The 12,684-nt window shown below is 51.7% G+C and carries 13 protein-coding genes; 4 read left to right on the plus strand and 9 right to left on the minus strand.

The window, feature by feature from the left end; all coding sequences use genetic code 11:
* Window positions 1–4 precede the first annotated feature (4 nt).
* The gene (locus tag C8275_RS03460) at window positions 5–1,792 is read left to right on the plus strand and encodes a RagB/SusD family nutrient uptake outer membrane protein (protein ID WP_106484111.1); all 1,788 of its coding nucleotides are present in this window, start codon (window positions 5–7) and stop codon (window positions 1,790–1,792) included.
* Between the two features lie 490 nt (window positions 1,793–2,282).
* Complete coding sequence (gene ltrA, locus C8275_RS03465; protein ID WP_106484112.1) at window positions 2,283–3,689, plus strand: group II intron reverse transcriptase/maturase; 1,407 nt, start codon at window positions 2,283–2,285, stop codon at window positions 3,687–3,689.
* A gap of 112 nt (window positions 3,690–3,801) precedes the next feature.
* On the opposite strand, the gene C8275_RS03475 is transcribed toward ltrA, so the two are convergent.
* The 7 genes from C8275_RS03475 to C8275_RS03505 all read right to left on the minus strand — a co-directional run bounded on the left by C8275_RS03475 (window position 3,802) and on the right by C8275_RS03505 (window position 9,655).
* Window positions 3,802–4,809 (minus strand): quinone-dependent dihydroorotate dehydrogenase, encoded by a 1,008-nt coding sequence (locus C8275_RS03475; protein WP_106625711.1) that lies wholly within the window; start codon window positions 4,807–4,809, stop codon window positions 3,802–3,804.
* A gap of 92 nt (window positions 4,810–4,901) precedes the next feature.
* Window positions 4,902–5,651 carry a hypothetical protein gene (locus C8275_RS03480; RefSeq protein WP_106484114.1) on the minus strand — a complete coding sequence of 250 codons (750 nt, stop codon included), beginning with the start codon at window positions 5,649–5,651 and terminating at the stop codon, window positions 4,902–4,904.
* Window positions 5,652–5,745: 94 nt separating this feature from the next.
* Window positions 5,746–6,060, minus strand: a complete 315-nt coding sequence (locus tag C8275_RS03485) for a hypothetical protein (RefSeq protein ID WP_106484115.1) — start codon at window positions 6,058–6,060, stop codon at window positions 5,746–5,748.
* A 168-nt stretch (window positions 6,061–6,228) separates the two neighbouring features.
* Entirely contained in the window at window positions 6,229–7,119 is an 891-nt protein-coding gene (locus tag C8275_RS03490; RefSeq protein ID WP_022384763.1) for a glycosyltransferase, read from the minus strand.
* 38 nt (window positions 7,120–7,157) lie between these two features.
* Window positions 7,158–8,141, minus strand: coding sequence for a ribonuclease III (gene rnc, locus C8275_RS03495; protein WP_022384764.1), 984 nt, complete (start codon window positions 8,139–8,141; stop codon window positions 7,158–7,160).
* Between the two features lie 10 nt (window positions 8,142–8,151).
* Window positions 8,152–9,414, minus strand: a complete 1,263-nt coding sequence (gene fabF / locus C8275_RS03500) for a beta-ketoacyl-ACP synthase II (protein ID WP_022384765.1) — start codon at window positions 9,412–9,414, stop codon at window positions 8,152–8,154.
* Between the two features lie 4 nt (window positions 9,415–9,418).
* Window positions 9,419–9,655 carry an acyl carrier protein gene (locus tag C8275_RS03505; protein ID WP_022384766.1) on the minus strand — a complete coding sequence of 79 codons (237 nt, stop codon included), beginning with the start codon at window positions 9,653–9,655 and terminating at the stop codon, window positions 9,419–9,421.
* A gap of 152 nt (window positions 9,656–9,807) precedes the next feature.
* On the opposite strand from C8275_RS03505, the gene purN reads away from it, so the two are divergent.
* Window positions 9,808–10,389 (plus strand): phosphoribosylglycinamide formyltransferase, encoded by a 582-nt coding sequence (gene purN / locus C8275_RS03510; protein WP_106484116.1) that lies wholly within the window; start codon window positions 9,808–9,810, stop codon window positions 10,387–10,389.
* Between the two features lie 785 nt (window positions 10,390–11,174).
* A complete protein-coding gene (locus tag C8275_RS03515; protein ID WP_157948154.1) occupies window positions 11,175–11,387 on the plus strand; it encodes a hypothetical protein in 213 nt (70 codons plus the stop codon).
* 258 nt (window positions 11,388–11,645) lie between these two features.
* Here C8275_RS03515 and C8275_RS03520 read toward each other — a convergent pair whose 3' ends face one another.
* Complete coding sequence (locus C8275_RS03520) at window positions 11,646–11,948, minus strand: helix-turn-helix domain-containing protein (protein WP_106484118.1); 303 nt, start codon at window positions 11,946–11,948, stop codon at window positions 11,646–11,648.
* Window positions 11,920–12,267 (minus strand): type II toxin-antitoxin system RelE/ParE family toxin, encoded by a 348-nt coding sequence (locus C8275_RS03525; protein WP_106484119.1) that lies wholly within the window; start codon window positions 12,265–12,267, stop codon window positions 11,920–11,922. Before C8275_RS03525 ends, C8275_RS03520 begins: the two co-directional genes overlap by 29 nt.
* Window positions 12,268–12,684 lie beyond the last annotated feature (417 nt).

A 12,684-nucleotide genomic window follows, 5' to 3' on the forward strand; every position in this document is an offset into this window, starting at 1 on the left:
ACAAATGAAACGACACTATACACTCTTGCTCATGGGACTGCTGGCACTGGGAGGCTCCTCGTGCGAGGACTTCCTGAACTGCCAGCCTGAGAATGCCGTCGGCTCCGAGGCTTTCATGACCACGGAGAACGACCTGAAGCTCTACACCAACGGCTTCCTGCAGACTTTCCTCCCCTCGGAAGAGGACATCGCCTGGGGAGGCGACCAGTATGCCGACTACTGTGCCACCCGTACCTCGACGACCTTCCTGAAGGGAGACACCTGGGACTCCAGCCAGCAGGGCGGATGGTCCTGGGATGACCTCCGCCAGGTGAACTACTTCCTCGACCACCTGCCGCAGATGGAGGGCAAAATCGACGAGGCTACCTACCGCCATTATGAAGGGGTGGGACGCTTCTGGAGGGCCTACTTCTACTACAACATGGTGCGCACCTTCGGCGATGTGCCCTGGTATGACCATACGCTTGATACCGGGGAGACGGAGGAGCTCTACAAAGGACGCGACAGCCGCGAGACGGTGATGGCACACGTACTGGAGGACCTGACGTTCGCCTCGACGTATTGCTCCACTGACGGGACGGAGGTGGAGAGCAGCACGCTTGTCACCCGTTGGGTGGCACTGGCCTTCAAGTCGCGGGTCTGCCTGTTTGAGGGCACTTACCGCAAGTACCATGACGAACTGGGGCTGCAGAGCACGGCCAACCAGTTCCTGGAAGAGGCAGCCGCTGCCGCCAAGGAGTTGATGGACAACGGTCCATACTCGCTGGTCGACAACCCGTCGGACGTGGAGACGCAGTACCGTGCACTGTTCACGTCCGAGAAAATCAACACGCAGGAGGTCATCTGGGCGATTGCCTATCAGACGGACGTGCGCATGCACGACATTACGTGGAAGATATTCTCCGGTTCGTACGGTGCCAACTGGTCGCTGGTCCGTCCGTTCGTGAACATGTACCTGATGCGCGACGGCAGCCGCTTCACCGACCGTCCGGATTATGCCACGCTGACGTATGACCAGGAGTTTGCCGACCGTGACTGCCGCCTTGCCCAGACCGTCATCGGCGCCGATTACCAGCGGACCATCAGCGGTACGCTCCAGCCCGACGCCCCGAACTTCGCCATTACCTCCACAGGGTACATGATGATCAAGTGGGCGCTTGACGACGATGTACACGTGGGGAAGGCGACGGCAAACAATTCCATCCCCATCTTCCGCTACGCCGAGGTGTTGCTGAACTATGCCGAAGCCATGGCGGAGCTGGGACGGTGCGACCAGTCCGTGTGGAACGCTACCATCAAGCCGCTCCGCGAACGTGCCGGTGTGGACGGCAGCATCCCTGCCGACTACGACCCCTATGTAGCAGCTTATTTTGACAATCAGACACAGGATAAATGGATTCTGGAGGTGCGTCGTGAACGCGGTGTCGAGCTGGCCTTCGAAGGCGTGCGCTACGACGACATCATGCGTTGGAAGCAGGGCAAGCTCATCGAGCGTACCTGGCAGGGGATGTATGTCCCGGCAAAGGATACGCCGTACGACTTGAACCACGACGGGACGTTCGATGTGGCTTACGTCGACCAGGAGCCTGCTGCCGAAGATAAGGTGAAGGGAGTGGACTACGTCGTGCTCGACGGACAGAACTACCGCCTGTCGGAGGGCGACCATGGCTATGTGGAGTACGGCATGTCGCAAAACCGCCGTTGGCTGGACAAGAAATACCTGCGCCCCGTACCCCTCTCTGCCATTCAAATCAACGAGGCACTGTTGCCGCAGAACCCGGGCTGGGAGTAACTTCCGGTCCGTATGAAAAAAGAGGATGTGCCGGTGTGAGTGCCGGTGCATCCTCTTTCTTTAGTACGCTCGGCATGAGTGTTGTCTAACGGGTGCAAGTCCCGAGTAAGCCCTAATAGCGGGAATTACATAGCCCCAGGCAAGGGTGTTCATCGCGAGGTGAAATCTGAAGGAAGCCGTCGGCAAACATCTGGCCTAACGAACAGAAACTTCATACAAGGCATATGACCGTGGGTAAGATTGCTAAACAAATCGAAGCCCTATAGCTATTCGGAACGGTCGGTGTAGATGAAGTAGGTATAAGATGGAAAGACAACGCCCTTATCCGAGGAGGTCTCACGGACACTTCGAATAGTTTTTTTTTTTTACGAAAGAAGTGGAGTAAAGCTTGTCGTGAGAAGTCAGCAGACGCCATAGTAGTGCAGCTGTCGATAGAGTTGCATGAAGGGCAGAACCTAACAATTAAACGATAGTAATTGAAACATACCATATGAAGGACAGAATGCAGAAAACATTATCACGTTTTAATGGCTGCCCTCAAAGGAATAGGTCGGAAACCGAAAGATATGGGGGAGTGCAGACCTTTATGTGGATGTGTGAAGACAACATCGTGGAAGTACCATTCGACAAGGAACACCTTTTCGAGCAAATTCTCAGTCCGTCAAATCTCAACAGAGCCTACAAAACAGTGGTGAGAAACAAGGGATGTGGTGGTATCGACAAGATGTCGTGCGAGCAATTGCTCCCATGGCTCCTGACCAATAGGGAAATGCTCCTTAGTTCCTTGATGGACGGCTCTTACCGTCCGAACCCGGTAAGAAGGGTAGAAATCCCCAAAGACAATGGCAAGATGCGCCTTTTAGGTATCCCCACCGTGATAGACCGATTGGTGCAACAAGCCATAAACCAAGTGTTGACTCCCATCTATGAGAACCAATTCTCCAAGACAAGCTACGGCTTCCGTCCGAGAAGAGGATGCCATGACGCACTACGTGAAGCGCAGAGGATAATCAATGAAGGCTACGTATATGTTGTAGACCTTGACCTTGAACTCTTCTTCGACACGGTGTGCCACAGCAAGCTCATAGAAATCCTCAGCCGTACCATAAAAGACGGCAGAGTGGTCAGTCTTATACATAAGTATCTCCGTAGCGGTGTAATGAATAAAGGCTTGTTTGAAGCGAGCGAGGAAGGAACTCCCCAAGGAGGTCCGCTAAGTCCCTTGTTGAGCAACATTATGCTCAATGAACTGGACAAAGAGCTGGAACTCAGAGGCCTCCCTTTTGTGCGCTATGCGGATGACTCGATGATATTCTGCAGGTCCCGAAGGGCAGCAATGCGAGTGAAGGAGAGCATAACCCGATTTATAGAGAACAATCTATATCTCAAAGTCAACCAGGAGAAGACCGTAGTGTCGTATGTGCGCGGAGTGAAATATCTCGGCTATTCCTTTAATGTAATGAAAGGTAAATGCCAACTTACGGTACACCCGACATCCAAAGCCAAGATGAAGTCAAGACTAAAAGAACTGACAAGTCGCAGCAATGGATGGGGATATTCCAAGAGAAAGCAAAAGCTCAAAGAATACATAAGAGGATGGGTCGGCTATTATCATCTTGCCAATATGAAACGTCTTCTACTTACCACTGACGAATGGTTAAGGCGTAGAATACGTATGTGTATATGGAAAGCATGGAAGAAAGTCAAGACAAAAGTGGCAAACCTCATTAGATGCGGTATCGATAAGTACAAGGCATATGAATGGGGTAATACTCGCAAGGGCTGCTGGCGCATAGCAGACAGCCACATAATGCACAGAGCAATCACAAATGAGAACTTGCGCAAAGCAGGGTATGCTACTTTAATGGGTGAATATCTCGAATGGTACCCAAAATAGGAACCGCCGTATGCGGAACCGCATGTACGGTGGTGTGAGAGGACGGAAAACGAAAGTAGGAAGAAAACTACGTCGTTTTCCTCCTACTCGATTGGGCTGTCGGTGTGACTGTTCATTCGTCCATCTCCGCCGAGCGGATGACCATCCGGGCGACGATGCCCGGTCCCTCGTAGATGAAGGCGGAGTATATCTGTACGTAGTCGGCACCCATGCGGAACATCCGTTCGGCGTCGCCGGGAGTCATGATGCCGCCTGCCCCGATGATGAAGAGGTCGGGACCGCCGTGCTTGCGCAGGTAGTCGACGGCAAAAAAGGACTTCATGCCCATGCCTTTGCCGCTGACTCCGCCGGCTCCGAGAGCTTTCAGCTCGGCTTCCGTGTAGCGGCGGAGCTGGGAACGGTCCATGGTGGGTCCGGTGGCAATGACGCCGTCGAGCCCGTAGCGGCTGATGAGGGAGAGGACGGTGTCCATGCCCTCGGCCGTGATGTCGCCGGGGAGCTTCAGGAGGATGGGACGCCGCATGCGCATCGTGGCACGCTTCCCGGTCAGTGCGGCAAGAACCTCCTCCATGAGTGCGGCATCGATGGAGCCCCAGTTGAGGGTGAAGTAGTCGGCGACGGCGTTCAGCTCGGTGAAGAGCAGGAGGAAGTCGTCCACAGCCTGACGGCCCTCCGACGCGGGGTTCTTGTTGATGTTGACACCGACGGTCACCCGTCCGGTCTTGTGGCTGAGGCGTTGCTTGACGACCGCCAGCCCAGGGTTGTTGAAGCCCGTGCGCGAGATGAACGATTCGTCCTTCGGCAGACGGAAGATGCGTGGTGCCGGATTGCCGGGGCAGGGGTCGGGCGTCACGGTTCCCACCTCGATGAAGCCGAAGCCGTAGTCTGCCAGTTCGTTGAAGACTTCCGCCCCCTTGTCCATCCCGGCGGAAAGCCCGATGCGGTTCCGGGTGAGGATGCCTTTGCAGAGGATGTCCTCTTCCTCGTACCGGTACTGGCTGCGCAGGTAAGGGCGCAGGAGAGGAATGTAGTTGGTGAGCTTGAGCAGGGAGAAGGTGAGTCGGTGGGCACGCTCCGGTTCCAGGGAGAAGAGGAGCGGACGGAGGATGGATTTATACAGCATAGTACCTTTGCGTTTTGATTGATGACGCAAAGGTACGCAATGCCGTTGGAAGTTCCGTCTTCGAAAGGTTTATCTGTGATAAAAGCAGGTTATAAGTCGGTAGGGAATTGGTTGTCTACCTCGAAGACCACGCCGTTCATCACGAAGGTCTTGCTCGCGGGACTGTAGGTGAGGATGCAGGGAGCGGTCTTTTCCATCTCGGAGAGTTGGATGCTGCTCAAATCGGGGAGGAAGCAGTTGAGCTTGTAGGTACATACAATCCGGTTCCCTTTAATCTTGCCGGCATACACCGTGTTGCCGATATGGCTTATGCGCCCGTCTTCATAGACAGAGGAGCTTTCTTCGTTGATGAACACCCACCCGTTCCGTTTCTCAAAGGAGAGGAATAGCAGCCCGTGCTTGATATCGCGGTTCCTGTAGGTCTTCATCAGGACCAGTGAGTTGATGGGAGGGGTCGGTTGGAATGTGATTGGGAAGTCTCCGCGCAGGTAGTTCATCACTTTGGTTGCGGGGTTGTATGTCAGGGTTGCTTCCACCTGATCGTTGGGGGAACCGTAGCGCCAGCTGAACATCTTGACCTTTGCGTTGTTCCCTTGCAGGGACAGGACTTGGGTGATTACCCAGATGTCCGAATAGAATTCATTCTCACTTTGCAGATAGCCGTAGGAAGCGGCGGACTTGTCCGGGGTCTTCAATGACTTCCCGTAGAGGTCAATGTACAGGGCGTGGTATTCGTCCGTTGTGTCTTTTTCCCAGAAACCTTTGAAAGGCTTTCCTTGTGCGAATGCGAACGAGAGCGACAGGGAAAGCAGCATGAACAGTGTAAGGATACGTCTCATGGTAAATGTGGGTGTTAAATGTGAATGAATGTCAGGCAAGCCGGTAAGACCAGTGTGCAGACCGACTTGCCTGGAATGGAGGAGGAAGAATGACTCAGGATGCCGCTATAAGTGCAACCAGTGAGCCGACGAGTGCGATGAGGATGATGAGTCCCAGCAAGCTGATGCACAGACCGGCAATGGCCAGTCCGCGTGGTACACGGAATACGCCGATGGCAGAGAAGATGAGGCCCAGCAGCCAGAGAATCCAGTCAAGCACAGGAATCCAGCACAGGAACAATGCCACAAGCGACAGGACAAAGCCTGCTGTACCGATGCCGTTCGACTTTCTTTGCGGTTCTTGTTGCACAATCACGGTCTGTTGTACGGGCTGTTGTGCGGATTGTTGCCCGTTTTCTAAAGTGTCCATAATGTAAAGTTTTTAAATTGTGTTCTCTCTAAAGGAATGATGGCTCTCTCTCACAGGGGCTTTCAGTGAAGCGATAGTGCGACACTGTACGCTGCATATCGTCGAAGCCTGTCCAAAGATATGCATATTATTTGAAACGTTGTATGGATTCTTTAAGAAAAAAGCAGGTTATAGTTTCCCCAGCCGTTCGTGGATGCCGTCGAGGTACATCCGCCAGAAGCGGGGGATGTCACGCCAGCTGTAGGCCTTTGTGAAGGGGGCGGTGAAGAAGGCGAGGAAGATGTATCCGAGGGTCTCCTGCAGGGGGCGGAGGTAGCGGATGAGGAAGTTCTTGCCGTAGTGGTGGTTGAAGTAGGCTCCGTTGCGCACCTGGTAGAACCGTTTCCACTTCTTCTTGCGTTGCCTTTCCGCCCAGGTGTCGTTGTTGTAGAAGCGTTCCTTGTACATGAGCGCGTTGGGGACGTAGAGCACCTGGAGTCCCGCCAGCACGGCCCGGTAGGCATAGTCGGTGTCGTCGTAGAAGATGAAGAGGTCCTTGTTGGGATAGCCGATGCGTTCGATGGTCGACCGCTTGATGAGCGGACCCTCGAACACCATGCCCTGGATGGAGACCAGGTGGCAGATGTAGGGCTCGACCTTGTCCAGATGGAGCGATGAGAACGGGTCTATCAGGTTGAGGTACCTGCATTCGGTGACGAACACCTCCTCTCCCATGATGCGTCGCGGGCAGAGGATACCGACGCCGTGCATGTCGGCATCGATGAGGAAGTTCAGGCAGTCCGGCCGGGGACAGACGTCGTCGTCCATGCACCATATCCAGTCGCTGCCGCCCTCGTAGGCAGCCTTCATGCCGGTGTAGAACCCGCCCGAGCCGCCGACGTTGTCCTGGTGGATGACCTCCAGGTCGGCCTGCGTGTCGAGCCATTCGGTAGTGCCGTCGGTGCTCCCGTTGTTGACCACGATGATGTGGGTCACGAGGGGAGTCATGCGGACGTAGTCGAGGGTTTTCTGCAACAGTACGAGGCGGTTGAATGTCACGATGACGGCGGTTACTTTCATGGCTGCAAGGGGTGTTTGGGGTTAGTGGATGGGTTTTGTCAGCTTCTGGCTTCGCGGAACGCTTGCTCTTCAGCTTCGGCAATGATGCGTTCCACCTCGTCGAGACTCGGACGGGAGATGGGGGCGAGCTTGTCGTCGGAGGTGCTGTCATGCGTCTCCTCCTCTTCTGCAGGGTCTTCGGTATAGACGGTCACAGGGTCTTCGTTGAGGATGACGGCTGCCGTGTCGGACACTTCGACGGTGACGCTGCGTGCCTTCTTGGCAGCAAAGACCGCGTCGATGAACTCGGAGTCCTTCTTCAGTCGTCCGAGTGCCTGCTTGGCAGCTGCCTGCTGGCTCTCTTTCTTCGAGTATCCGGTGCCGCTTCCGCCGACGATGCCTTCCAGCAGGACATCCGACTGGAAGACGGGGCTGCTCACATCCTGCGTCTGTTCCACCAGACGGAACTCCAGCTCGACCTTGTTCTTCTGCGACCACTCGATGAGTTTCGACTTGAAGTTGACCTCCTTGTAGGCGACCTTGTCGATGTTGATGAGCTTGTGGAGGATGCGTTCCTGCATGAAGCGCATGCAGGCGTCATAGCCCCGGTCGAGGTAGATGGCGCCGATGAGTGCCTCGAAGGCGTTGCCACACATGTAGCTGTTGTGGTTGCTGGAGTGGGTGGAGTAGGTGATGAGCTTGTCCAGCCCGATTTCCACGGCAATCTTGTTGAGCGTCTCCCGCTGTACGATTTTCGAGCGCGTGTTGGTCAGGAAGCCCTCGCGTTTGCCTTCGAAGTGCTTGTAGACGACGTCTGCGACGATGGCATCGAGGATGGCGTCGCCCAGGAACTCCAGGCGTTCGTTGTTGAGCTTGTAGCCCTTGGCGCTGCGGACGGTCGATGACTTGTGGAGCAGTGCCTCCTTGTAGTAGCTGATCGTGCGCGGATAGAAGCCCAGGATGCGGTACAAAGCAAAATAAGACTCCCTTTCCTTGGAGAAAAGGAGCCTTATTCTATGTAATATAGTAATTCTCTGAAACACTGATAGCTTCTTATTCGGCGTATTTCTTAACGATTATACATGCATTGTGTCCGCCGAAGCCGAATGTGTTCGACAGGGCGGCATTGACCGTACGTTTCTGAGCCTTGTTGAACGTGAAGTTCAGGTTGTAGTCGATCTCCTCGTCGTTGTCACCCTCGGTGTGGTTGATGGTCGGAGGAACAATGTCGTTCTTCACAGCCAATACGCTGGCAAGTGCTTCGACGGCTCCGGCAGCTCCGAGGAGGTGTCCGGTCATGGACTTGGTCGAACTGATGTTCAGCTTGTAGGCATGTTCGCCGAAGAGTGCCTTGATGGCTTTCACCTCAGAGATGTCGCCCACGGGGGTCGATGTGCCGTGTACGTTGATGTAGTCGATGTCTTCAGGTTTCATCTCTGCATCCTCGAGTGCGTTCATCATCACCAGCTTCGCGCCCAGTCCTTCGGGGTGGGATGCAGTCAGGTGGTGTGCGTCGGCACTCATGCCCACGCCGGCAACCTCGGCATAGATTTTGGCTCCGCGTGCCTTGGCATGTTCCAGTTCTTCGAGAATCAGACAGCCGGCACCTTCGCCCATCACGAATCCGTCACGGCTTGCGCTGAACGGACGGCTGGCACCCTGCGGGTCATCGTTGCGGGTCGAGAGGGCATGCATGGCATTGAAACCACCCACGCCGCACGGGAAGATGGCAGCTTCGGCACCACCGGAAACGATGACGTTCGCCTTGCCCAGACGGATCAGGTTGAAGGCGTCAGCCAGTGCGTTGGTCGAGGAGGCGCAAGCTGAAGAGGTCACGTAGTTGGGACCGTGGAATCCGTACATGATGGAGATCTGTCCGGCACAGATGTCGGCAATCATCTTCGGGATGAAGAAGGGGTTGTACTTGGGTCCCTGGTCTTTATGAAGTGCATAGTTTCCGGTCTCTTCCTCAAAGGTGTGCATGCCACCGATGCCGACACCGAAAATCACACCGATACGGTTCAAGTCTTCTTTCTCCACATCAAGCCCTGAATCCGTCACGGCCTCCTTGGCGGCCACGATGGCATACTGGGTGTAAAGGTCCATCTTGCGTGCTTCCTTCCGGTCGATGAAATCGTTCGGGTTAAAGTTTTTCACTTCACACGCAAACTGGGTCTTGAAGAGTGATGCGTCGAAATGAGTAATAGGTCCTGCCCCACTCACTCCGTTCACCAGGTTCTCCCATGTTTCGGGAGCGGTGTTACCTACGGGAGTCAGTGCGCCAAGACCTGTTACTACTACTCTTTTTAATTCCATAAAATTACTTCGCGTTAGCTTCGATGTAAGAAACGGCGTCACCTACGGTAGTAATCTTTTCTGCTTGGTCATCAGGAATTGAGATACCGAATTCCTTTTCGAATTCCATGATCAATTCTACTGTGTCCAATGAATCGGCTCCAAGGTCGTTTGTGAAGCTAGCTTCGTTAGTTACTTCCGATTCTTCAACGCCCAATTTATCAACGATAATTGCTTTTACTCTTGATGCGATTTCAGACATAATTTTACGATTTAAATTAATACTTTGTTGTTATTTCCTTATTTTTGCGGTGCAAAGAAAGAAAGATTTATCATTATGAGCAAATAATTAACTGATTAATTGCACTTGCTTTGCACAAATTTCACGCATCTGTGCACTAAATTAGGATATATATGCAGAAAAACATTGCCATTTTTGCTTCGGGTTCGGGTACGAACGCCGAAAACATCATCCGCTACTTTCAGGGAAACAAGACCATAAGGGTCTCTCTTGTGGTGTCAAACAAACCCGATGCTTTCGTGCTCCAGCGGGCGGAACGGCTGGGGGTACCGACATGTATCCTGACGCGTGAGCAGTTTGCCCGGGGCGGAGAGGTCGTGGAGTTGTTGCGCGGACGGGGCATCGACTTCATCGTGTTGGCAGGATTCCTGTTGCGTGTACCCGACGAGTTGCTTCAGGCTTATCCGCAGCGGATTGTCAACATCCATCCCGCCTTGCTGCCGAAGTATGGAGGCAAGGGGATGTACGGCGACCGGGTACATCAGGCGGTGGTTGCTGCGGGCGAGCGCGAAAGCGGCATCACTATACATTATATAGATGAGCACTACGACGAGGGGACGACCCTCTTCCAGGCAACGTGTCCCGTGGAGCCGGACGATACCCCCGAGCAGGTGGCACAGAAGGTACATGCCCTGGAGTATGAGCACTATCCGAAGGTCATCGAGCGCATCCTTCTCGGTCTGGAAGCGGACTGACGTTTTGCTGCCTTTCCTTCGTTTTTGCTTGACGGAGAGTCGTAAATAGCAGGTTTTCTCTAACCTGTTTTTTGCGACTCTCCGTCATTCTAGCATTCAATGGTTAATTGCGATTAACGCTTGGAGCTAAAACGGTTCTTCTATTTTAGGTTTATAAACATTTTCAATCCGAAAAACTTACATTTTAACGCTCAAACAATATTGTTTCACTCGTCAAACACTTGTGTTTGGTTCCTCAAACAATATTGTTTCACGCCCCAAACAATATTGTTTCATCCGGGAAAGTCCAATCTTTGGAACGTAAAGGTAAAATGTTCTGATTTTCATTCGCTGGAAGACGGAATGGGACTTCAATTTGTGCTGTGATAAAAAGCATCCACCTCCGTTACACATGTAAGCGGAAAGAAACGGACGTACGCTAAATGTTGCCTGGATGAAAGGAAAATCCCATTGATAGCATCAACATGTATTTCACGAATCTCCTGAGAATGCCTTCTTTTGCCACCGACTCGTCCCCCGGGTCGAAAGATGCGATTCTGGAAGGCTTCCGCAGAACAAAATGTCAGAGCTGGAGGGGAATTGACAATGTGTCACGAGGGGGAGTGGTTCATCATGAATGCGTCCTTTTATGTCTTTACCGAAAATTGATGCTGACGCTGAAATCGCTAATGCTATAGTCATCCATATTCAAAAAATGTCAGACACAATATTGCAGTCAGATTTTACTATTGGCTCAAGCTGCTTATTCCAAGCATGATTATACGGAAGCTGCAGAACTTGTTTCTATGATTGATGCACAAAGTAGCTGTGCTACACAAGCTAAAGCGTTACTTAATTCCATAAAAAAAGAAATGGATAAGCAGTATAATGATATAATCGCAATGGAAAAAGAGAAAATTCGTTCGGATGAACGTATCAAGTCTGCACAAATAAAAGCTATCAAAGACATTGCTACCGCATATTTCGAACGTCAAACAGAGTATATATTCTTTTGGTAACTGCAAATTCAAATAAAGTAACTCTAACGGAAATAAATGTATCGGTCGTTCTTACTTAACGTGAGCTCGATAGAAGGATTAAAATAGCGGTTTAAAGATTAGGAACATAGTGAGAACAACATGAAAATAAACCGATTATGCTGCCAGCAAGTTAATTGCCTGATATACAAAAAAGAAAAATGGAGAAAAGCCTGCGGACTTCTCCCCATTTTCCCGATTTTGTGCAGAAAACGAGCCTTTCGGCACGTTTCGGCTTAGCTATACACCTAAAGGACGTGTAATGTCAATACGCATTCCCATTGCTGTGATAAGACGGAAAAACAATCCCACTCTAGGCTCAATCACTCCGTTTTCAATCTTGGAAATGTAAGACTTCGTCGTACCCACACGTTTAGCCAACTCGCTCTGCGTGATCTTCGCTTCCTTGCGAGCTTGCAGCAACACCTGAGAAGCGTAGAAAGCCCGAGCTTCCTCCTCAAACTCCTCACGGCTCGCAGTGCCACGCTTGCCAAACTTCTCGTCCAAGATGGCACTATAATCGGTTATTTTGCTTGTCGTCATAATATGCCTCCTTTATTCTTAGTGCTTTATCAATTTCCTTACTTGGTGTCTTCTGGCTCTTTTTCTGAAAGCCGTTGAACAAGACTACTACACATCCATCGTCAAAGATGAAGAAAGCCCGGTAGATGTTGCTGTTGTACTCTATGCGCAGCTCATACAGTCCGTCCCTTATGGCCTTAACGAACTTGGTGGATATGCGCTCTTGCGTTTCAAGTATCGAGAAGGCATAATAGAACTTTCTCACAACATCCTCTGTCAATGAAGTCAGAAAGTCGTTGAAATAGCTACCGTAGGCGGTAATCTTCCTAACCTTATTCATACTGCAAAACTACAAAAAAAGTTGTTATATCTCACAACTTTTCCGCCTTGTTTTTTTTAGAGGATTACACAATGACCTCACTGCGTTAACTTTCATTAGGTAGAAAATTCATCATAAATCTTCTACTTCATCACATTGGGTTGCATTCCTCATTAGGACAAATGTGAAACACCACTTGTACCTTTCGATGTACTGGCCGACACCATCCTCCACAAACTGTTAAAGCAGCTATGATACTCCATCGATTTCTGTCCGTACACCGTAAAGAAAAAGCACTTTTAATGGATGCGGATAATGGCCTTTTCGGAGAGGTAAATGTCGGTAAATTTTACGGAGGTTGAGCCACGTCTATTGGAATATGTTTTTGCGCGATGGCGGGAAAAAAGGCGGGAAAGGCGTGGTTAACATCTATTAAAA

This window comes from Bacteroides sp. Marseille-P3684 (genome assembly GCF_900291465.1).
In the GTDB taxonomy this organism is placed as follows: domain Bacteria; phylum Bacteroidota; class Bacteroidia; order Bacteroidales; family Bacteroidaceae; genus Phocaeicola_A.